Below are 22,236 nucleotides of genomic sequence, written 5' to 3'. Positions count from 1 at the left end.
CTGAGCAGATACATGGGCAAATTGACCCCCGAAGCTATCCTCGACGCCATCCGACGTCTGGCCCAGGCAGGCGAACTGGAGGTTTCCTCTACTGACGTCATCCGCGCTACGCACGGCAGCTCCGCCACCGTCCGGCGCCATCTGGATGCGCTGTGTTCCAGTGGGCAGCTCACGCGTAGTGGCCAGGCGCGTGCAGTTCGCTACCGGCTGGCTGGGGTGGCTGCGACTGTCCAGACCGCCACCCGCGAGGCGCCTTCCGCCGTCCTGCATCCGGTGTGGTCACTCGACGCCGTTGAGCTTGGCCGCAAACTTGATGCCCCCCTGGCTGCGCGCGACCCGGTCACCTACCGGCGCGAATTTGTCGAAGACTACGTGCCCAATGAGAGCTGGTTGATGCCACAAGCCCTGGCCGAAGAGCTCTATCGTGCCGGTCGCCTGCGCGAACAACAGCCAGCGGGGACCTACGCGCGCAAGGTGCTGGAGCAACTGCTCATCGATCTGTCCTGGTCGTCCTCTCGTCTGGAGGGCAACCGTTACACCCTGCTGGCGACAGAGGAGTTGTTCAGGCGGGGGACCGCCGGCAGCGACGCTGACGCGGTGATGCTACTCAACCACAAAACGGCCATCGAGTTTCTGGTCGATGCAGTACCGTTGCAGGGTCTCTCGGCCGCGCTCATTCAAAACCTTCATGCAGTGCTCATGCAGGACCTTCTGGCCGATACCGATGCGCTGGGCACTATCCGCAAGAAGCTGGTCAACATCAGTGACACGGTCTACGTACCGACGCAAGTGCCGGCCGTGCTCGAGGAGATGCTGGAGATCATTCTGGCCAAGGCCAGGCTCATCAAGAATCCGGTCGAGGCTGCCTTTTTCCTGTGGGTGAATCTGGCGTACCTGCAGCCATTCGAGGATGGCAACAAGCGCACCAGTCGTCTCGCAGCAAACATTCCGCTGATGCTCTATAACTGCGCGCCGTTGTCCTTCCTGGACGTCGATCCTCACGACTATGCCCAGGCGATGCTGGGCGTGTACGAATTCCGGGATGTCTCGCGCGCAGTGGACCTGTTCGCCTGGAGCTGGCGGCGCTCGATGAAAAAATATGTCGTCGTGATGGAGTCCATGGGCGCCCCGAACCCTCTGAGACTGCGATACCGTGAGCATCTGACCGAAGCCATTGGCCTGGTGGTTCTCGACAGAAAATCCGCGCAGGCTGCAATGGAGAAGTTGGGGCTCACGGAGGACCAGGCCCCGGGCTTCCCGGCGATGTTGCTTGAGGAGCTGAAGAAGCTGGAGGTATTCAACTGCGCGCGGTACCGGCTGACGCTGACCGCCACGCAGGCCTGGATCGACGCCAGCCGGCCGTACTAAACTAATCCGCGACTGTGGACGCGAACCCAGGCTTGTCAGGCCCACAGCCTGCCGGGCGTCGGCATCATGACGGGCTGGGCTTGTACAATCATTTCGCCGGATGCTGTCGATTGTTTCAGCCGGTAGCATGATTCATTCGATGATGTCTTTTTCGCGGTTGACACGCGTTTTTTAGCCGATTCGAAATCGCTGGATCAGCCTTTCAAAGGAGAACGTTCAATGAAGGTAGCGACCGTTGGAACTGCCGTGCTGCTCTCGCTGGCTGCCGCGCAACCTGTCTGGGCGCAGGACTCGCTGGCGAGTTCGGCACAAGGCGTGATCGACGCAGTACAGCCGGTTCACATGAAAGGACAGATCACGGGTATCGAGCCCGCTTCGCGAACGCTGACGGTGAAAGGCGCGGCCGGCAATGTGGTGGTCGTCGTGGTGAACGAAGAGGTCACCGGTTTCGACAAGCTCAAGCTCGGCGACACCGTGGACGTTCTGTACAAGAACGCGCTGCTGCTCACCGCCGACAAGGTCACCGGCCCGGATGCGGGTCTGCGCAAGCGGGTCGATACGCAGGCTTATCAGCCGGCATCGGGCGGCTTCCAGTCGACGCGGCAGATCGAGATTCTGGCGACCGTGCAGAAGATCGATCGCAAGAAGCGCCTCGTGACGCTGCGCGGGGCGTATCAGACTCGGACCGTCGAAGCGCGCCCCGATATCGATCTGAGCGGCGTGAAAGTGGGCGATACCGTGCACGCGGTGTTCGTTTCCGCCGCGGCGGTCAAGGTCACACCGAAGTAAGCGTGTGGCTTCTCGCCCGTCATGAAACGAAAGCCCGTTGCCAGCCGCAACGGGCTTTTTTCATGTGCGCCGCTACGCGCCCTTCGCCACGAACAGCAAAGCTGTCAGCGCCTTACGTCAGCAGCGATGCGGCCCGATGATGTTCAGCTTTGCCATGCGCCGGTACAACGTCGCGCGCGACATCCCTAGCGCCTGTGCCGCTGCGTTGGGACGCCAGTGCTGCTGCGTGAGCACTTCGATAATGCGCGTGCGTTCATCCGTCGGTGCGGGTGCGTGTGACAGTTCGCGTCCGGTAGCGGGTGAAATGAGTGCGGCGATATCCGGCGCGATGTGGCGCATCTCGACCCGTGACAAATCGCATACCGCGCACGCATAACGCAGCACGTTGCGCAACTGGCGGATATTGCCGGGCCACGGTAGCGTCGCCAGCTGTTCTGCAAGATGCGCGTCGAGCATCAGCACGTGAGCGGCGTTCCCGGCTTCTTCATCGAAGACCGCTTCGATCACGTCGCGAATGTCGGCGCGCTCACGGAGTGGCGGCATCGTCAGCGTCGCGCCGCTCAGACGGTAGAACAGGTCCTCGCGAAACGCGCCTTCGCTCACCATCTGCGAAGGGCTGCGATGCGTGGCGCAGATCACGTCGATGTCCACACGCACCGGCACGTCGCCGCCGAGCGGCACGACTTCGCCTTCTGCCAGCACGCGCAGCAGACGGGTCTGCAGACTGAGCGGCATGTCGCCGATTTCGTCGAGAAACAGCGTGCCGCCGCTCGCCATGGCGATCTTGCCGCGCGCACCGCGGCTTCGGGCGCCGGTGAACGCGCCGGGCGCATAGCCGAACAGTTCGCTCTCGATCAGCGATTCAGGAATCGCCGCGCAGTTCACGGCGACGAACGGCCGCGCGCGCCGCTCCCCCGCCTCGTGAATCGCCCGCGCGAACACTTCCTTGCCAACGCCTGTTTCGCCGAGAATCAGGACCGGCAGTCGCTTTCCAGCGATACGCAGCGCAACCTGCGCGTTCTGGGCGATGCGCGGATCGGCGCTATGCAGGAACCGGCTCATCGCACCGGGATGCCGCCCGGCGTGCGATTCACGCGGCGCGGCCGCCGCTGTCGCGGCGACGCGCGTGGGCCGCCGCATCGGGGCACGGATGCGCGCGTGCAGCGTGGCGCCCGTCGCGCGCAGGCGCAATCCGGTAATTGCGTCGGTGCGTGCGAGGTCGTGCAGATGAACCTCGGACGTATCGAAGATATCGTCGATGTGGCGCGGTCCGCTCAGGTCCGGAATGCATTCGCGCGCCTTGCGGTTGGCCGTCACGATGTTGCCGCATTCGTCGAACGCAATCAGCAGTTCAGGCTGCGCTTCGACGAAGTTGCGGCTTTGATGGCCGAACAGGATCCAGTGCTGCGTCGTCTGGTTCAGGAAGTAGCCGTCTTCGATCAGCCCCGCGCTTTGACGTACCAGCTGGAACACGAGCCGCTGGCTGTCACGGTTATCCGGCGATTGCACCGCCGAGGCGTCGAGCACGCCGATCAGTTCGCCCGCGGGCGCGAAGATTGGCGCGGCGCTGCACGTCAGCGTCGTGAACGCGGCGCGAAAGTGATCTGTCTTGTGCACCGTGATCGGCGCGAGATCCGTCAGCACGTTCGCGACGCCGCAGGTACCTTCCTCACGTTCGGACCAGCATGAGCCGATGTAAAGACCCGCGTGCCTGAAATGACTGCGCCGGTCGCGATCGATCCGGTAGTCGATCGTCACGCCGTGCGCGTCGGTCAGCATCACGCAGTAATCGGCGACGCGAATCATGTCGTGCAACCGCGACAGGCACTGGCCCGACGCGCGCAGAAAGGCTTCTTCCTTCCCCTGGATTTCGCGCAGTTCCGCTGACGTCAACACGCGCGGACCGATGGCCGAGCCGGGATCGAGCTGCCAGGTTTCGAACGAGCGCTGCCACGAGGACACGAGACGCGGTGAGCCGGCGGGCGCGGGCAGACGTCCTTCGATGGCGCCCCGCACGCGATCGACGTGCTGTGTTTGCGAGACGTAAGGCATGATCGACTCCCGTCGAGCGATGCTGGAGGATTCCTGTTCGACCTTGTAGCACAACTCGAAAGCGCAATCACACTGCATTGCAGCACGAAAGACACTTGAGACGTTCGTCTCAACGCGAGGTGAGACAGTACCGGCCGCCCGCAATCGCACGTCCTGCAAGGCGCGGGCGGATTCGTTCGTCGCATGGCGTAGCGCGTGTGGGCGCGTCGCATCGACGACGAGACGCAGCATGCGTACCAGCGCACGCGTTTTTCCCCATGCGTTGAAACCGCGCCGATCGCGCAAAGCCCTTTAAATACGGGCTTTTCTTCGTATTCTGGTGTGCTGGATGTGTTTTGGCACGTCCCTTGCAGAGTCTCCCTGTACTCGAAGCGCGCGTTGCGTTTCATAAAAAGACCAGTCCGCGCATACGCGGGCAACTCTGGTCGACAGGAGACAACCCCGTGTCCGTTCCCGTCACAGTTGGCGTGATTGCGAATCCTGCGTCAGGCCGCGATATCCGGCGTCTCACGACGTACGCCTCCGTTTTCCCGACGGCGGAGAAAGCCAACATGATCGTGCGGCTGCTCGCGGGTCTCGGCGCGCTCGGCGTCGATCGCGTGCTGACGCTGCGCGACAAGACCGGCGTTTCCGCGTTGCTCCTGCGCGCAATCGAAACACACAGGGCCATCGCCGCACGTCAACGCTGGCCCGAGGTCGAATTCCTTGCATTGCCGTTTTCCGACAGCGTCGCGGATACGCACGTGGGCGTCCAGCACATGGTGCGTGAAGGCGTTGGCCTGATCGCGGTGCTCGGCGGCGACGGTACCCATCGCGCGGCCGCCGCGCATAGTGGCGACGTGCCGCTGCTGACGCTTTCGACTGGTACCAACAACGCGTTTCCCGATCTGCGTGAAGCCACCGTCGCGGGGCTTGCGGGTGCGCTCGTGGCCTCGCGCGCGGTGCCGCCCGACATCGCGCTGGTGCGCAACAAGCGGCTTGTCGTGCGCTGCGTCGACGGCCCAAACCGGGGGCGCGAGGAAATCGCGCTGGTTGACGTGTGCGTGAGCCGTCAGCGTTTTGTCGGGGCCCGCGCGGTGTCCGAGCCGTCCGATATCGAAACGCTCTTTCTGACTTTCGCCGCGCCGGATGGCATCGGCCTGTCGTCGATCGGTGGTGCGTTCGCGCCGGTCGATCGCGCGGCGTCGCACGGCTTGCATCTGACGTTCGCGCGCCCCGGCGAGCCCGGTGTGCCGATCGTTGCCCCGATTGCGCCCGGGCGTGTCGATCAGGTGACGATGCGCACCTGCGAGCGTCTCGAAGCAGGCGCATGGACGCCACTTCACGCAGAGCACGGCACGCTCGCGTTCGACGGCGAACGCGAGATCGAACTCGAACGCGGCGATCGATATGAAGTGATGCTCGACTGGCACGGACCGCTCACGGTCGACGTCGAGCGCGTGCTGCGTTACTCGGCGTCGCGGCAACTCATCCGGGAAGTGGCAGCAGGAGACAGTGTGTAAGAAGTCGGTGTCGCATGAAACGGATTACGTTCGTGTGGCGCTCATTGCAGCAGGCAGTGAAATCAATCAAGGAGACGCACCATGTCTGTTTCAGCACAGTTGGGCAAGGACGAACTGCTGGAGGCGTATCGAATGATGCGCACGATCCGCGAATTCGAGGAACGTCTGCACGTTGAATTCGCGACAGGAGAAATCCCCGGTTTCGTGCACCTGTATGCCGGCGAAGAGGCGTCGGCGGTCGGCACGATGCTGCATCTGAACGACGCCGACTATGTGGCTACGACGCACCGCGGTCACGGTCACTGCATCGCGAAAGGCGTCGACGTGCGCGGCATGATGGCGGAGATTTATGGCCGCAAGACCGGCGTGTGCCACGGCAAAGGCGGCTCGATGCATATCGCCGATCTGTCGAAAGGCATGCTTGGCGCGAACGGTATCGTCGGTGCGGGCGGCCCGCTCGTGTGCGGCGCGGCGCTCGCCGCGAAGCTGAAGAAAACCGGCGGCGTGGGCGTGTGCTTCTTTGGCGATGGCGCATCGAATCAGGGTGTGATCTTCGAATCGATGAATCTCGCTTCGGTGTGGCGGTTGCCGGTGATCTTCGTCGCGGAAAACAATGGCTACGCGGAAGCCACGTCGTCGACGTATTCGGTGGCGACCGACAACATCGCCGACCGTGCGAGCGGCTTCGGCATGCCGGGCGTGATCGTCGACGGCTTCGACTTCTTCGCCGTGCATGAAGCCCTTGGTGAAGCGATCGAACGTGCGCGCGGCGGTGGTGGCCCGACGCTCGTCGAAGTCAAGTTTTCCCGCTATTTCGGGCATTTTGAAGGCGATGCGCAAACCTATCGCGCGCCCGGCGAGGTGCAGAAACTGCGTGACGAAAAGGATTGTCTCAAGCGCTTCGAAGAGCGCGTGGTGCGCGCGGAAATGGCGACGAGCGACGACCTGCGTGGCATCGACGCAAAAGTGAAGACGCTGATCGACGACGCTGTCAGCGAGGCCAAGGCCGCGCCGATGCCAGGCGCCGAAGACCTGTTGACCGACGTCTACGTGTCATATCCGTAACGTCGTCACGCTGTGGCGCAAACGCGAGACGAACCCGACAGATTCAGCAAGTAACTTGCATGGGACCAGAGTAAGAGCTTTGCATGGGACCAGAGTAAGCACTAAAGCGCTAACTCTGGTCGACAGCTAAAGCGCTAACTCCGGTCGACCGCAATAAATTGCATGGGACCAGAGTAAGAGCTTTGCATGGGACCGGAGTAAGCGCTAAAGCGCTAACTCTGGTCGACAGCTAAAGCGCTAACTCCGGTCGACAGGAGACAGACATGGCACGGAAGATCACTTTTTCTCAGGCAATCAATGAAGCCCTGAGCCAGGAGATGGCGCGCGACGACAGCGTCATCGTAATGGGCGAAGACAACGCGGGCGGCGCAGGCTCGCCCGGTGAGCAGGACGCGTGGGGCGGTGTACTCGGCGTCACGAAAGGGCTGTATCACAAGTACCCCGGGCGTGTGCTCGACACGCCGCTTTCGGAAGGCGGCTATATCGGCGCGGCGGTCGGCGCGGCGGCGTGCGGCATGCGGCCCGTGGCGGAGTTGATGTTCATCGACTTCATGGGTGTGTGCTTCGACCAGATCTTCAATCAGGCCGCGAAATTCCGCTACATGTTCGGCGGCAAGGCGGTCACCCCCGTCGTCATCCGCGCGATGCAGGGCGCGGGCCTGCGCGCGGCGGCCCAGCATTCGCAGATGCTGACGTCGCTCTTCACGCATATTCCCGGCCTCAAGGTGGTGTGTCCTTCGACACCGTACGACGCAAAAGGTCTGCTGATCCAGGCAATCCGCGACAACGATCCGGTCATCTTCTGCGAGCACAAACTGCTGTACAGCCGTGAAGGCGATGTACCGGAAGAGTCGTATGCGATTCCGTTCGGCGAGGCGAACGTCGTGCGCGAAGGCGATGACGCAACCATCGTCACCTACGGCCGCATGGTGCACTACGCGACCGAAGCCGCGGAAAAGCTCGCAAAGGAAGGCATCCAGGTCGACGTGATCGATCTGCGCACGACCTCGCCGCTCGACGAGGAAACCATTCTCGAAAGCGCCGAACGCACGGGGCGCGTCGTCGTCGTGGACGAGGCGAATCGCCGCTGTTCGATGGCGACGGACATTTCGGCGCTAGTCGCCGGGCGCGCGTTCCATTCGCTAAAGGCGCCAATTGAACTGGTCACCGCGCCACATACACCCGTGCCGTTTTCCGGTGTGCTCGAAGACATGTATATCCCTTCGCCGGACCAGATCGCGGCCGCCGTACGCAAGGTAAGGAGCTGAGCAATGTCGATTCACATGATCACGATGCCCAAGTGGGGTCTCTCGATGGAGCAGGGCCAGGTCAACGGCTGGCTGAAGTCGGTGGGCGACAAGGTCGCGAAAGGCGACGAAGTGCTCGACGTGGAAACCGACAAGATTTCCTCCGGCGTGGAGTGCGCGTTTATCGGCACGTTGCGGCGGCAGGTCGCGCAGGAAGGCGAGACGTTGCCGGTCGGCGCACTGCTTGGCGTCGTGGCCGACGTGGAAACGCCCGACAGCGAAATCGATGCGGCCGTCGAAGCGTTCCAGCGCGACTTCGTGCCGCCGACGGCGGCCGACGGCGACGCCGGTCCGCAGCCCGGGAAAGCGCAGATTGGCGGCCGCACGATGCGCTTCCTGAAGCTCGGTGACGGCGGCACGCCAGTGGTGCTGATTCATGGCTTTGGCGGCGATCTCAACAACTGGCTCTTCAATCACGCCGATCTCGCCGCGCATCGCGCGGTATGGGCGCTCGATCTGCCCGGGCACGGCGAATCGGCCAAAGCGGTCGAAACCGGTAGCGCGGATGAACTCGCCGACAGTGTGACCGCGTTTCTCGACGATCGCGGCATCGAACGGGCGCATCTCGTCGGGCATTCGATGGGTGCGCTCATCGCGATGACAGTCGCGGCACGCGCGCCACAACGCGTCGCTTCGCTTGCGTTGATTAGCGGCGCGGGCCTTGGCGACGAGATCAACCGCGAGTACATCGAAGGCTTCACGGCCGGCTCCAGTCGCAACACGCTAAAGCCGCATCTGACGAAACTGTTCGCCGATGGATCGCTGGTCACGCGCCAGCTCGTGGAAGACATCGTTCGCTACAAGCGGCTCGAAGGCGTGAGCGACGCGCTGCAGAAAATCGCCACGTCGGCTTTCGAGGGCGGCGTGCAACGGCGAAACTATCGCGACCGGCTGGAGACGCTCGCGCCGTGCACGCTGGTGATCTGGGGCAGTGACGACCAGATCATCCCGGCACGTCACGCCGAAGGGTTGCCGTCGAATGCGCGTGTTCATGTGATCCAGGGGAAGGGGCACATGGTACAGATGGAAGCGGCAACGGAAGTGAACCGTCTGCTCAATGAATTTTTCGGGCAATGACGATGAATACCGCGACCGGGAATCAGAGCACGACCGCGCTCGGTCAGCACGGGTTGCGCAGCCGCGAGAAGCTGGCCCGCATTCCCGTGAAGATCGTGCCTGTGTCAGCGGGTGACGTCGGTGGCCTGCCGAAGCCGCCGTGGCTGCACGCACGGCCGATGATGAGCGAAACCATTGCGGAAATGGCGGCCATCCTGCGCGCGCATCGTCTGCATTCGGTATGCGAGGAGGCGATGTGCCCGAACATCGGCGAGTGTTTCGCGCAGCGCACGGCGACGTTCATGATCATGGGAGGGATCTGTACGCGCCGATGTGCGTTCTGCGATGTGGCGCACGGGCGGCCCGAGCCGCTCGATGCAGAAGAGCCTGAGCGGCTTGCTGACGCGGTCGCGGCGCTCGGCTTGCGCTATGTCGTGATCACGTCGGTGGACCGCGACGATCTGCGCGATGGCGGCGCCGGGCATTTTGTCCGCTGCATCGCGCTGATTCGCGAGCGCGTGCCGGGAATCCGTGTCGAAGTGCTGACGCCGGATTTTCGCGGTCGCATCGATCGGGCGCTGGCAGCGTTCGAAACGACATGGCCCGACGTGTTCAATCACAACATTGAAACCGTGCCTTCGTTATATCGCGCCGCGCGCGCCGGTGCCCACTACGAAGGATCGCTTGAACTGCTGGCGCGTGTGAAACGATCGAACCGGCATGTCGTCACGAAATCCGGATTGATGGTCGGTCTCGGCGAAACCGATGACGAACTGCTACGCACGATGCAGGATATCCGCGCGCATGACGTCGATATTCTGACGCTCGGGCAGTATCTGGCACCGTCGCGGTTTCACATGCCCGTGCGGCGTTACATGCCGCCGGATGCGTTCGACGCTTTACGTGAGGAGGGATTGAAGCTGGGATTTCGCGAGGTGGTAGCAGGGCCGCTGGTGCGTTCGTCGTATCACGCGGATGAGGTGGCGAGGCTGGGCGCCTGATGTGTGGTTGAACCGCGCGTGCCGGTCAGCGTCACGCGCGGTTCAACGTCAGGTACCTGCCTCAGATCCCGCCAATACACAAGTACTTGATAACGACATAATCATCGACGCCATAGTGCGAGCCTTCACGCCCCAGCCCCGATTGCTTGACGCCGCCAAACGGCGCGACTTCGTTCGAAATCAAACCGGTGTTGATACCCACCATCCCGTATTCGAGCGCTTCGGCCACACGCCACACGCGGCCGATATCGCGGCTGAAGAAGTAGGCGGCAAGGCCGAACTCGGTATCGTTCGCGAGACGGATCACTTCTTCGTCGGATGAGAAACGGAAGAGCGGTGCCAGCGGGCCGAACGTTTCGTCGCGCGCGACCTTCATCGCGGGCGTGACGTCCGCGAGAATCGTCGGTTCGAAAAAACCGTGACCGAGCGCGTGACGCTTGCCGCCGGTCACCACGCGCGCGCCTTTGGCGAGCGCGTCTTCGATATGCGATTCGACCTTGAGCACGGCCGCCTCGTTGATCAGCGGTCCTTGCGTGACGCCCGCATCGGTGCCGAAGCCGACCTTCAGGTCCGCCACCGCATCGCGCAGCTTCGCGGCGAACGCATCGTAGACGCGATCGTGTACATAGAAGCGGTTCGTACACACGCACGTCTGCCCGCTGTTGCGGTACTTCGATGCGATCGCGCCTGCAACGGCGGCATCGAGATCGGCGTCATCGAACACGATGAACGGCGCGTTGCCGCCGAGTTCGAGCGAAACCTTCTTCACCGTCGGCGCGCATTGCGCCATCAACAGACGTCCAACCGCCGTCGAGCCCGTGAACGACAGCTTGCGCACGACCGGGTTTCCGGTCATCTCGGCGCCGATCGTTTTCGGGTCGCCCGTCAGCACGCTGAAGATGCCGGCAGGCACGCCCGCGCGTTCGGCGAGCACGGCCAGCGCGAACGCGGACAGCGGCGTGGCTTCGGCCGGCTTCACGATGATCGGGCAGCCGGCGGCGAGCGCCGGGCCGACCTTGCGCGTGATCATCGCGACCGGGAAATTCCACGGCGTGATCGCCGCGCAGACACCGATCGGCTCCTTCGTCACGACGATGCGTTTGTCCGGTGCAGGTGTCGGAATCGTATCGCCGTTGATGCGCTTTGCCTCTTCACCGAACCATTCGAGAAACGACGCGGCGTACGTGATTTCACCTTTTGCCTCGGCGAGCGGTTTGCCTTGCTCGGTGGTGAGGATGAGTGCGAGGTCGTCTGCGTTCGCGAGCATCAGTTCGTACCATGCTCGCAGGATCGCAGCGCGTTCCTTGCCCGTTTTCGCGCGCCATGCGGGCCACGCGGCGTTCGCGGCCTCGATCGCGCGACGCGTTTCCTGCGTGCCCATGCGCGGCACCTTCGCGATGCGCTCGCCCGTCGCCGGGTTGACGACGTCGAACGTCGAATCGTCGTCCGCCTGCTGCCAGCGGCCTGCAATGAAGGCGTCCGTACGCAGCAGCGTCGGGTCCTTCAGATTTTCAAATGCCTTGATCGTCATGTGTCTTTCCCGAACCAGTCTGGAGAAAATCCGGCGTTACGCGGCAATGCCGACCGTTTCCTTCAACACGCCCTCGAGAATCGCGAGCGCCTCGTCGAACACGGCGTCCTGGATCGTAAGCGGGAACAGGAAGCGGATCACGTTCGAATACACGCCGCACGTCAGCAGCAGCAGACCGCGTTCGAGCGCGCGCGTCTGCACGCGTTTCGCGAAGTCGGCGTCCGGCTCGCGTGTGCCCGCCTTGAAGAACTCGACCGCGACCATGCCACCGGGACCGCGCACGTCGGCGATCTGCGGCACTTCGCCTTGCAGCGCGATGAGTTTCGCCTTCAGGCGGTCACCGAGCGTCGTCGCGCGTTCACACAGGTTTTCTTCGTCGATGATGTCGAGCACGGCGTGCGCCGCGGCGAGCGCCAGCGGGTTGCCTGCGTACGTGCCGCCCAGACCGCCCGGCGCCGGGGCGTCCATGATGTCGGCACGGCCGACCACGCCCGATAGCGGCATGCCGCCTGCCAGGCTCTTCGCGATCGTCATCAGATCGGGCACCACGTCGTGGTGATGCATCGCGAACAGCTTGCCGGTGCGCGCAAAGCCGGTCTGCACTTCGTCGGCGATCAGCAGGATGCCGTGCTGCGTGCAGAGCTTGCGCAGCGCACGCACGAACTCAGCCGGTGCGGGATTGAAGCCGCCTTCGCCCTGAACCGGTTCAAAAATGATCGCGGCGACACGCTTCGGATCGATGTCGGCCTTGAACAGATGCTCGATGGCGCGCAGCGAATCGGCGGTCGTGACGCCGTGCAGCGGATTCGGGAACGGTGCGTGGAAAACGTCCGACGGGAACGGCCCGAAGCCGATCTTGTACGGCGCGACCTTGCCGGTCAGTGCCATGCCCATCATCGTGCGGCCGTGAAAGCCACCCGTGAACGCGATCACGCCCGGACGGCCGGTCGCGGCACGGGCAATCTTGATGGCGTTTTCGACGGCTTCGGCACCGGTCGTGAAGAACGCGGCTTTCTTCGGATAGTCGCCAGGCGCGCGGGCGATGATCTTCTCAGCGAGTTCGACGTACGACGCGTACGGCACGATCTGATACGCCGTGTGCGTGAAATGGTCGAGCTGCTCGCGGATCGCGGCGACGATCTTCGGATGACGATGACCCGTGTTCGTGACGGCGATGCCGGCCGCGAAGTCGATGAAGCGGCGGCCTTCGACGTCCCACAGCTCGGCGTTTTCGGCACGCTCGGCGTAGAAATCGCACATCACGCCAACGCCGCGCGGCGTGGCGGCGTCCTTGCGGGCCTGAAGTCCTGCGTTCTTGTTGTCGGCCATGGTCATCATCTCCTTCACATCCGGTTGTCGGGAATACGCGGGGAATACGCGGGGGAACAGGCGGGATCGGATGGTGCCGCCCGTTGACAGCACATGCTGCGACTATAATCAGATTTGGCTCCAAACTTCAGAGCCATTTTTATATAAATACAGGAGCCAATCATGCGTGCGATCGTCTTGTCCGACTGGCTGGCGCAGCGGCTGGACCGCGGCAACGGTCAGCCGGTCTACCGGCAACTGCACCGGCTGCTCCAGCAGGCGATCCTGTCGAGGGAACTGCCGGCGGGCAGCAAGGTGCCGTCGTCGCGGCTGCTCGCTGCCGAACTCGGTATCGCGCGCAATACGGTGACGCAGGTCTACGAGCAGCTCGCGCTGGAAGGGTATGTGACTTCGGCGACGGGGCGCGGCACGTTCGTCGCGGACAGCGCGCCGGACGAGATCGTCGGCGCGCTCGACACAAGCGCGGTGGGTTCCGCTTCCGTCGCTTCGGTTCCGCCGGATATATCCGCTTCTGCTTCTGCTTCCGATGCGCCGCTGGCCGCACCGCGTGCGTTGTCCGCGCGCGGTGCGCGGCTGCTGTCGGGCGCGGGCGTGTCGAAGCGTCAATGGGGTGCGTTCATGCCGGGCGTGCCGGACGTGACGCGCTTTCCGGCGCGCGTCTGGAGCCGTCTGCATAACAAGTACTGGCGCAGGATGCGACCGGACCTGCTGACATACGCGCCGGGTGGCGGTCTGCCGCTGCTTCGCCATGCGCTCGCCGAGTATCTGCGCACGTCGCGTTCGGTGCGCTGCACGCCGGAGCAGATCGTGATCACGACGGGCATCCATCAGTCCGTGGATCTCGCCGTGCGTCTGCTTTCCGATCCCGGCGACGTGATCTGGACCGAGGACCCGTGCTATTGGGGCGTGCGCAGCGTGCTGCATGTGTCGGGCCTGCAGTCGCGCCCGATCGCCGTCGACGAAGAAGGCATCGCCCCTTCACCCGACGATCTCGCGCAGCCGCCAAAGCTGATGCTCGTCACGCCGTCACATCAATATCCGCTCGGCATGGTGATGAGTCTCGCGCGGCGCCGGATGCTGCTCGAATACGCACGCCAGCATCAATGCTGGATTATCGAGGACGATTACGACAGCGAGTTCCGTTACGGCAGCCGGCCGCTCGCTTCGCTGCAGGGACTGGATACGGCGGGGCAGGTGATTTACGTCGGCAGCTTCGGCAAGACGCTGTTTCCCGGGCTGCGCATCGGCTATCTGGTGGTGCCCGAAGCGCTCGCCGAGAGTTTCGCGACGGCGAGCGCGGAGCTGTATCGCGAAGGCCAGTTGCTGCAGCAGGCGGTGCTGGCCGAATTCATCGCGGAAGGGCACTTCACGTCGCATATCCGCAGAATGCGCACGCTTTACGGACAGCGTCGCCAGGCATTGCTCGACGTCGCCGGGCGCCGCTATGGCGGCGAATTGCCGGCGGTGGGCGGCGATGCGGGTCTGCATCTCGTGATGCAGTTGCCGGAGGACACCGACGATCGCGCGGTGGCGGCCGCGGCGCTCGAACGCAATATCATCGTGCGGCCGTTGTCGGGCTATTACGCCGAGCCGGCCAGTGCGCCTTCGGGCCTGTTGATCGGCTATGCGTGCGTGCCGGACGAAGAGATCGCGCCTGCATTCGATACGCTGGCCGATGCGATCGACCCGACGCTCGTGCGGTTTGCTTAGGCTCCCGCCGCGCGGCGCCGCGAACGCATGCCTTTAAATCCGGATCAGCACCGCGCCGAGCGTGACGAGCGCACACGCGACGACACGTCGCGTCGTGAGCTTTTCGCGCATCACGAGCCAGCCGATCAGCACCGCGAAAATCGTGCTGAGTTCGCGCAGCGCCGACACCATGGCGATCGGCAGATAGCGGTAAGCCTCGATGATGAAGCAGTACGCCGTTAGCGCGATGACGCCGGAGAGAATGCCCTTGAAGACTTTTTCTCGCCCGATGAAGAGGCCCTGAGCGCCGCCGCGCCATTTCCACACGAGCAGAAACTGCGGCACGTTCCAGATCAGATAGACCCACATGATGTAGCTGAGCCCGTTGCCGGACACACGCGCACCGATGCCGTCGACGACCGAGTACGTCGCGATGAACAAGCCGGTGAGCAGCGCGAACGGCACGCTTTCGCCGGAGAAACGCATGTTGCGGCGAAACGCGAGCGAGATGATGCCGGACGAGACGAGCGCGACGCCGGCCACGGCCAGCGGCTTGAGTTCCTCATGCGCGAAGACGAACGCGCCGATAAAGACCAGCATCGGCGACAGGCCGCGCGCAATCGGGTAGATCTGGCCGAAATCGCCGCTGCGGTATGCGCGGATCAGCGCGAGGCAATAACCGCATTCGAGTACGACAGAAGCCGCGATGTACGGCCATGCGCCGGGCGCGGGCAATGGCAGCAGGCAGACGCCGATCGCGCTGACGATCACATACGGAATCGCCATCATGCCGAGCAGCCAGATACGGTCTTCAGACAGATGCAGAAACGCGTTCCAGGTTGCGTGCAGTAACGCGGATAACAAAACCAGCAAGACGACGGACGTTTGCATCAAGAGCCTGGGTGAGAAAGGCGGCGGCAACCGCGGGCGTGTGATTGTTTCAGGGGAACCCGGCCTGCGGCCGGACAGATCGCCGGACACGCCTTTCTATCAGAATCTTTAATCAGGTGAAAGCGGAAGGCGTTGGCGCGCGTGGCGGGACCGTTCGGTGGCAGGTCTCACGTCCGGCCTGAAATGGACGGTCACCATCGACTAAAGACCGTTCAGACACCGATCGAGACAAAGGCCGGACCCTGATCGGCGGCAAGGATTTCGGAAACGAAGTCGATGAACACCCGGGTCTTGTTCGGCAATTGCCTTCCTGAAGGATGAACGGCGTGGATGGGCAACGGCGCCGGCGCGAAATCCGGCAACACGCTGATGACCGCACCGCTCGCAATCTCTTGTGCAAAGAGCCAGCCCGGCGCTTGAACCAATCCCATATGGGCAAGTACCGCAGCGCGAATCTGCTCCGCATCTCCGGTGCGAAAACTTCCAGACGGAACATGCAGGTCTGGACCGTCGATGCCCTGGAAGCGCCAGATCCGTGGCTCGTGCATGGGCGCGAAGATCACACACGAATGCCGGTCAAGATCTTTCGGCCGTTCAGGGCGCCCATGTTTTTCAAGGTAGGCCGGCGTTGCAACGACAACGATCGGACTAGACGCCAAATGCCTTGAAATCATCGAGGAGTCGGCAACCTGACCGTTTTTGATCGAAACGTCGAACCCTTCCTCGACCAGATTCACGGTGCGCTCCGTTGCCGACAGGTCCACGGATAGATGCGGGTATCTCGCGAAGAGCGCCGGCAGATGCGGCACGACGTACAGCCGGCCGAATACCGGCGCCACGCTGATCCGGACGAGACCGCCCGGAGAAGTCTGTCCGCGCTCGACGGACGACTCGAGTTCAGAGAAGTCTCCGATGATCCGTAAGCCCGCTTCATAGACCGATTGACCGGCTTCGGTCAGCGTCATGCTGCGTGATGTTCGTCGGACGAGTTGAGCGCCCAGATACCGTTCGAGCGACGCAATCTGTTTGCTGACCGCAGGCTGGCCGACCCCGATCTCGCGCGCCGCGGCAGCGAAACTCCCGCCGTCGACGATGCGAATGAAAAGTTTGAGCGCGTCCAGCCGGTCCATCTCCCCTCCAACACTTCCTGTATGGAATGGATTGTATTCCTTGAGTCCCTCTTCTAGATGCTGTTGGGAAACGATATCGTCTCGTCCACTGACGAAGTGCTAACACGACGAAGGAGAGCAGCGATGACCATCGAAAACCACAGTAGCCTGACCGAAGTCCGGCACGGCTTGCGCGAAGAGGACCGTGAGGCCGGGATATCGGTTCTTGCCGGTATCCAGAAGCATTTTTCGGGATTCAAAGGAACGATGCGTGAAGCGTACGACGCCATGACGGCACAGACGCCGATCGCCGATAACGTCGATCTTGAAAGTGTCGATAGCGAGGACGCAAAAGGCTGGTGGATTCGCCCGGAATCCGCCCCCGCCGATCGCGCGATTCTATTTCTGCACGGCGGCGCCTTCATGCTCGGGTCCGCAGAGGCCTATCGCGGGTTTGCGAGTCAGATCGCGGTGCGCGCCAGGGTTGACACGTTCGTTCTCGACTATCCGCTCGCGCCCGAGCATCCATTTCCAGCCGCATACGATGCCACGGTCGCAGCGCTGCAATGGATGGCAAGGTCTGGCATTCGCGAGATTGCACTGGTCGGCGACTCGGCAGGCGGCGGTCTCGCGCTGGCGGCCCTCGGTGCTGATGCGCGCGGGGCGTCAAACGTCCCATGCATCGCAGCCTTCTCGCCGTGGCTCGATCTTGCGTTGACTGGTCCTTCGCTTCTCAGTGATGAGACGTACGATCCCATTTTCAGGCGACCGGTGCTCGCCAATGCCGCCGCCACCTACCTGGGACTGGCCGACCCCACCGACGGACGCGCGTCGCCGCTATATAGCATTCCCGACCACTTGCCGCCGATCGCGTTTCAGGCAGGAACGAACGAACTGCTGCTCGACGACGCTCGCCGGTATGGCAGTAAGGCAGCAAAGCAGGGAGCCACGGTCCAGCTCGAGATCTTCGAGGGACTCCACCACGTGTTCCAGCGATCCACGCAAGAGCTTGCAAGCGCTCGATACGCGCTGGACCAGATCGCAGGTTTCATATCGCGGCACTGGACCGTCGCCTAGAACGATTTCCGGCTTCCGCATGACAGGACGCTCAAGGGTGCGCGCAGTCAAGCGACCGATGGCGTGTATCGTTCGGGCGTTCGAAGCGACAACGTTGACCGCCGCTTCCTGGCCGAGCACTGCCCGACGTCAGACCTCTGTCGACCCCACACGGAACACTTCCGGATTCCGAAAGCAGCCATAACCGACCGGCATATGCACGGGACGCTCGCGCCACTCGCCATGCCGCATTTGCAGGAAATTTGTGAACGAAGAATAATATTAGACGTCGTTCACATTTATCCATTCGCATGTCCGCATCCAGACCCTCAGGCCGTCGAGACCGCAAACGGCTGCAGAACATGGAACACCTTGCCCGTACCGCCGCCGCGCTGTTTGAAGCCCACGGTTACGAGGCGGTGACCATGGAGCAGATCGCCGCCACGGCGGACGTCGCCAAGGGCACGCTGTACAACCATTTCCCGGTGAAGGAGGCGGTGCTGGCGCATTGGCTACACCTGGAACTGGCGACAAATCTGGCGACGCTGCACGACCAGTTGGAGACCAGACCGGGCTTCGCCAAAGGCGCACTGTTCGTACTCGATCATTCGGCCGACTGGTGCGAAACGTACCCCGACTACCTCGCACCTTACCTGCGCTTCCGTTTCCTCAGCATCGGCACGGAGCCGTCGTCGTCGCGAGACAGCGAGCAGCCCGGCGATATCGCCGACACCTTCGACTGGCTGATCCGGCGCGGACAAACGTCGGGAGAGATTCGCGACGATCTCGATCCGGGACGGCTCGCCATTGCGTTCCACCATCTCTACCTCGGCTCCATGCTGCGCTGGCTTGCCGATCCGCGCCTGAAGCTGCGCAAGGAATTCGCCGCGACAGTCGAATTGTTCATGCGTGGTGCGGCGGTTCAACCCGGACCGTCTCTTAAGACATCCTCCAAACCCAGGAAGAAGCGCTCATGAAATTTATCGTCGCGACGTATGGCACCGAGGGCGATGCGCGTCCGTTCGCCGCGCTGTGCCGGGGTTTGATGGATGCCGGACACGAGGCGCGACTGCTCGCCGATGCAGCCACGCTCGGTAGCGCCCACGCGCTCGGCGTGCCGACTGCTGCGTTAGCCGGCGATATTCGCGGCACGCTCAACCCGGACCATGCCATAGCTGGCGTAGTCGCCAGGGGTGCTGGTTTCAACGCCACCGCACGCGCGCTGGCACGGATCGCCAATGAAAATGCCGAATCCTGGATGCGTACCATCATCGAGGCAGGGGAAGGCTGCGATGCGATCCTGGTAGCGGGGCTGGCCGCTTTTGTCGGCCTTTCCGCAGCCGAATACCTGGGCGCGAGAGGCATCGGCGCTGGCATGATCCCGATTACGCCGACTACCGCGTTCCCGTCGCCGTTTCTGCCGGGCAAGTGGGTGCCGCGCCCGCTCAATCGGGCCAGCCACCGCTTCGTGAACGCCATGCTATGGAAAGCATTCCGCGACAAGACCAATGCGGCCCGTGCGATCTTCAAACTGCCGCCGCGCAAGGCGGTATGGACGGATCACCCGATGGTGTACGGCGTCTCGCCCAACCTGTTGCCCACGCCTGCCGACTGGCCGGCCAACGCACACCTTTGTGGACAGTGGCTGGCGCCAGGCCCCGCCTGGACGCCGCCACCGGCGCTGGCGAACTTCCTCGCCGCCGGAGAAGCCCCGGTCTATATCGGCTTCGGGAGCATGACCGGCTTCGACAACGCGCGGCTGCTGGATGCTCTGATTGAGGCGATGGCCGGCCGACGCGCACTGTTCTATCCAGGCTGGAGCGGCATCGATCCGAAGGTCCTTCCGGAGAACTTCCTCGTCATCGACGACACTCCGCACGACTGGCTCTTCCCGCGCACTGCCGCGGTTATCCATCACGGCGGCTCCGGTACCTCGCACTCTGCTGCACGCGCGGGAGTGCCCTCCATCGTGACGCCGTTCGCCGGGGACCAGTTCTTCTGGGCCGGGCGCCTGCGTCTGGCCGGTCTCGCGCCGGCCGCCGTGGATGGGCGACGGCCTGAAGCCAGGGCATTCACCCGCGCCCTCGATTTCGCCGCCGACGCCCGGGTGCGAACCCGTGCACGAGTACTGGGCGAGACGATGCGAGCGGAAAACGGCGTGGTAGATGCAGTGGCAGCGCTTGAGCGCATCGTGTTGAGTTGACGCGACCACTTCGTCGGAGCCAATAGCCGATGTCAGCTATTTCACGGACAAACATGTCAGGCGATGGCTACTGTCAACGATCGGTGCGGCAATGTCGACCGTCGGTCACCGAGAGAAGCGCAACATGGCGGTGGGCGACTCCGCCACGCTCAGCAGGTGCTCGAGAACCGACGTGAGCAGGCGCGTGCGCGCGGCGTTGTCCTGCTCGATGGCAAGCGACAGCAAGCCGATGACCCACAGGGACGCATAGAAGCCCGTCGCGCGCATGCGCTCGCGCTGCGGCGCCCAGCAGCGCAGCAACGCCTCGGCATAGGAGCCGCCGCGCTCGCCCACCTCGGTGCCGATATGCGCGAGCGTCGCGCCCAGCACGAGCAGCGGATCGCCATAGCACACCGTATCGAAATCGATCAGACCGCTCAGTTCGCCGTCGTCCACCAGCACGTTCTTGATGGTCAGGTCGTCGAGAAAGCAGACTGGGCGCAGCGTGTCGAAATAGTCCTCGAGCGATGCACGAACAAGGCCGAGGCGCGCGCGAAAGCAGTCGAGCGCAGTGGCATCCGTGCGCGCCAGCGTCGCGGCGTGCAACGCGACCGGCGCGGGTTCGCCGAAGATTTCAGTCCAGCGCGCATGGGGCGCGCGAGCGCCGATCGCGGCCCAGCCGAAACCGCCATCCGCGGCGACGGGCAGCCGTTGCGCCACCTTGCACTGGAACGCCACCACGGTTTCGGCAATCCGTTCGGTTTGTCTCACATCGAGCGAGCCGAAAACATAGAAGAGATCGCGGCCGGGAAGCCAGTCGAGCACAACGAAATCACCGCCCGAGGGCATGGCGTCGTGCGCGAGCACCGTCTGAACTGGCAGGCCGAGGCCGCGCAGCATGGCGAGATTCGAACGGGTATGCAAAAACGTCTGCGCTTCCGGGCTGACGCGCACCGTCAGCGAACGATCGCCGGCCATGCGCGCGCGGTACACGGCGTTGCCGCTATGGGTGAACACCTGACGTTCGAGCCGCAGCGGCCGCTCGCCCAGGACGTCCGCCATGCATTGAGCGATCGCCGCATCGTCGTTGCCGTCCTGCGCGTCCATCGTTCCACCCGCTATGCGTCGTCAACGGCGGATTACAGCACCCGGGCCTACGTGCGGCAACTGAACGATTATTGGGTAATGTTTCCGGCGTAACCGGAAATGCAGCATGGACAGCCTTGCACCGTCACCGCTGTCATGGAACGTAACGCCCGGAAATATTCCGGAAGCAGATTCTCCATCTTCGCTGCGCCGGATTCGACGGCGAGCGAATGCTCATTGTCAGGGTGCAGGCTACTTCGAATGTCCGTATGAAATCCCGAGGCAACATCTCTTGCTGGCCGGCCTCCGCTGGACGCCGCGGGCTGTAGCCGATCCGTTTGAGCCGCGCAAAAGCTCGTGTCTTACTGTCCGCTCCCGCTGAAGCATGAGACGTTCGCTGACGCCCCGTCGACCTCGCACTCCTTCACAGGACCGCTGGCGCCGTCACTTGCGAACAACACGCGTAGCGACCATCGTCACCACAGGCCGCGAGTCGGCTTGTCGAGTAATGCAGCAAGAAACGGGGGGCGGCTGACTGCTTGCGCCAATATTGTTCAGGCAGAGGGAAGCGATTGCGTTTCCCTCGCTCAACCACAGTCAATGAGGAATTCACCATGTCCAGGGAAGATGACAACAAAGCTGTCGTGGGTCGCTGGTTCACCGATTTCTGGGGCAAGACCTGCAACCTCTCCATCGTCGATGAACTTGCTGCTCCTGACATGATCCTTCAATACTCGCTACACGAGCCACGCCGTGGCCGCGAGGACATCAAGGCATTCATGGCCAGTTTCCGCGAAGCGTTCCCGGACCTCAATTTCTGGGGCGCCGCTGATCTCATCGCCGAAGGAGACTATGTAGTGGGCCGTTGGGAGGGCGGCGGCACACATACCGGTCCGGCGTTCGGCGATTTCCTCATTGGATCGTTGCCTGCTGCGACCGGCCGGAAAATGCGCTTCACCGGCACGACCGTGCTACGGCTCAAAGATGGCAAGATTGTTGAAGAAATCGGGCTGGACGACGGTGTGACCGCGCTACAACAACTTGAACTTATCAAGGTAGCGTGATCGAAGGCGCAGCGCTTGCGCAGTCTTCACGCAACGTTGTGCGGATCTAACGCTGCAACGGGCTGGGTGCATCCGGCCTGTTCCATGGGCATCGCGCCAACCGTGAAGGTCGACCCTGGAGCGAAGAGCGGTTGTTCGAAGCGACAACGTCTGCTGTCG

At 63.2% G+C, this 22,236-nt stretch carries 18 protein-coding genes; 12 read left to right on the top strand and 6 right to left on the bottom strand.

The window, feature by feature from the left end:
• Nucleotides 1-12 precede the first annotated feature (12 nt).
• A complete protein-coding gene (locus LPA34_RS18730; RefSeq protein WP_228980966.1) occupies nt 13-1,368 on the top strand; it encodes a Fic family protein in 1,356 nt (451 codons plus the stop codon).
• Between the two features lie 219 nt (nt 1,369-1,587).
• The gene (locus LPA34_RS18725) at nt 1,588-2,157 is read left to right on the top strand and encodes a hypothetical protein (RefSeq protein ID WP_228980964.1); all 570 of its coding nucleotides are present in this window, start codon (nt 1,588-1,590) and stop codon (nt 2,155-2,157) included.
• Nucleotides 2,158-2,274: 117 nt separating this feature from the next.
• Here LPA34_RS18725 and LPA34_RS18720 read toward each other — a convergent pair whose 3' ends face one another.
• Nucleotides 2,275-4,209, bottom strand: coding sequence for a sigma-54-dependent Fis family transcriptional regulator (locus tag LPA34_RS18720; RefSeq protein ID WP_228980962.1), 1,935 nt, complete (start codon nt 4,207-4,209; stop codon nt 2,275-2,277).
• Nucleotides 4,210-4,652: 443 nt separating this feature from the next.
• Between LPA34_RS18720 and LPA34_RS18715 the strand changes: the two genes are divergently transcribed.
• The 5 genes from LPA34_RS18715 to lipA all read left to right on the top strand — a co-directional run bounded on the left by LPA34_RS18715 (nt 4,653) and on the right by lipA (nt 10,140).
• Complete coding sequence (locus LPA34_RS18715; protein WP_228980961.1) at nt 4,653-5,711, top strand: ATP-NAD kinase family protein; 1,059 nt, start codon at nt 4,653-4,655, stop codon at nt 5,709-5,711.
• Nucleotides 5,712-5,792: 81 nt separating this feature from the next.
• On the top strand, nt 5,793-6,776 hold the full coding sequence (locus LPA34_RS18710; RefSeq protein WP_228980958.1) for a thiamine pyrophosphate-dependent dehydrogenase E1 component subunit alpha: 984 nt from the start codon (nt 5,793-5,795) through the stop codon (nt 6,774-6,776).
• A gap of 263 nt (nt 6,777-7,039) precedes the next feature.
• Nucleotides 7,040-8,044, top strand: a complete 1,005-nt coding sequence (locus tag LPA34_RS18705; RefSeq protein WP_228980956.1) for an alpha-ketoacid dehydrogenase subunit beta — start codon at nt 7,040-7,042, stop codon at nt 8,042-8,044.
• A gap of 3 nt (nt 8,045-8,047) precedes the next feature.
• Nucleotides 8,048-9,160: an acetoin dehydrogenase dihydrolipoyllysine-residue acetyltransferase subunit gene (locus LPA34_RS18700; RefSeq protein ID WP_228980953.1), complete on the top strand. Its 1,113-nt coding sequence runs from the start codon at nt 8,048-8,050 to the stop codon at nt 9,158-9,160.
• A gap of 2 nt (nt 9,161-9,162) precedes the next feature.
• On the top strand, nt 9,163-10,140 hold the full coding sequence (gene lipA / locus LPA34_RS18695) for a lipoyl synthase (RefSeq protein WP_228980952.1): 978 nt from the start codon (nt 9,163-9,165) through the stop codon (nt 10,138-10,140).
• A gap of 61 nt (nt 10,141-10,201) precedes the next feature.
• Here the strand turns inward: lipA and LPA34_RS18690 are convergent, their stop codons facing one another.
• Nucleotides 10,202-11,671 carry an NAD-dependent succinate-semialdehyde dehydrogenase gene (locus LPA34_RS18690; RefSeq protein ID WP_228980950.1) on the bottom strand — a complete coding sequence of 490 codons (1,470 nt, stop codon included), beginning with the start codon at nt 11,669-11,671 and terminating at the stop codon, nt 10,202-10,204.
• A 36-nt stretch (nt 11,672-11,707) separates the two neighbouring features.
• Nucleotides 11,708-13,006, bottom strand: coding sequence for a 4-aminobutyrate--2-oxoglutarate transaminase (locus tag LPA34_RS18685; protein ID WP_228980999.1), 1,299 nt, complete (start codon nt 13,004-13,006; stop codon nt 11,708-11,710).
• A gap of 156 nt (nt 13,007-13,162) precedes the next feature.
• Here LPA34_RS18685 and pdxR point away from each other — a divergent pair, with 156 nt between their 5' ends.
• A complete protein-coding gene (gene pdxR / locus LPA34_RS18680; RefSeq protein WP_228980949.1) occupies nt 13,163-14,710 on the top strand; it encodes a MocR-like pyridoxine biosynthesis transcription factor PdxR in 1,548 nt (515 codons plus the stop codon).
• Nucleotides 14,711-14,743: 33 nt separating this feature from the next.
• Here pdxR and LPA34_RS18675 read toward each other — a convergent pair whose 3' ends face one another.
• Both LPA34_RS18675 and LPA34_RS18670 read right to left on the bottom strand, forming a co-directional pair.
• Entirely contained in the window at nt 14,744-15,580 is an 837-nt protein-coding gene (locus LPA34_RS18675) for a DMT family transporter (RefSeq protein WP_228980948.1), read from the bottom strand.
• A gap of 212 nt (nt 15,581-15,792) precedes the next feature.
• Nucleotides 15,793-16,710, bottom strand: coding sequence for a LysR family transcriptional regulator (locus LPA34_RS18670; protein ID WP_228980947.1), 918 nt, complete (start codon nt 16,708-16,710; stop codon nt 15,793-15,795).
• 123 nt (nt 16,711-16,833) lie between these two features.
• Here LPA34_RS18670 and LPA34_RS18665 point away from each other — a divergent pair, with 123 nt between their 5' ends.
• From LPA34_RS18665 to LPA34_RS18655, 3 genes are all read left to right on the top strand, one after another.
• Entirely contained in the window at nt 16,834-17,766 is a 933-nt protein-coding gene (locus LPA34_RS18665) for an alpha/beta hydrolase fold domain-containing protein (protein ID WP_228980946.1), read from the top strand.
• Nucleotides 17,767-18,107: 341 nt separating this feature from the next.
• Nucleotides 18,108-18,722: a TetR/AcrR family transcriptional regulator gene (locus LPA34_RS18660; protein WP_228980945.1), complete on the top strand. Its 615-nt coding sequence runs from the start codon at nt 18,108-18,110 to the stop codon at nt 18,720-18,722.
• Entirely contained in the window at nt 18,719-19,948 is a 1,230-nt protein-coding gene (locus tag LPA34_RS18655) for a glycosyltransferase (RefSeq protein WP_228980944.1), read from the top strand. The genes LPA34_RS18660 and LPA34_RS18655 overlap by 4 nt, the downstream gene beginning before the upstream one ends.
• Before the next feature lie 105 nt (nt 19,949-20,053).
• Here LPA34_RS18655 and LPA34_RS18650 read toward each other — a convergent pair whose 3' ends face one another.
• Nucleotides 20,054-21,034, bottom strand: a complete 981-nt coding sequence (locus LPA34_RS18650) for a phosphotransferase family protein (RefSeq protein ID WP_228980942.1) — start codon at nt 21,032-21,034, stop codon at nt 20,054-20,056.
• Between the two features lie 593 nt (nt 21,035-21,627).
• Between LPA34_RS18650 and LPA34_RS18645 the strand changes: the two genes are divergently transcribed.
• Nucleotides 21,628-22,077, top strand: a complete 450-nt coding sequence (locus LPA34_RS18645; protein WP_228980940.1) for an ester cyclase — start codon at nt 21,628-21,630, stop codon at nt 22,075-22,077.
• The last annotated feature ends 159 nt before the right edge of the window (nt 22,078-22,236 follow it).

This window comes from Paraburkholderia gardini (assembly GCF_907164575.1).
GTDB classification, from domain to species: Bacteria; Pseudomonadota; Gammaproteobacteria; order Burkholderiales; family Burkholderiaceae; genus Paraburkholderia; species Paraburkholderia gardini.
The sequence above is the reverse complement of the archived record's forward strand: the minus strand, read 5'-3'. Positions and strand labels throughout refer to the sequence as shown.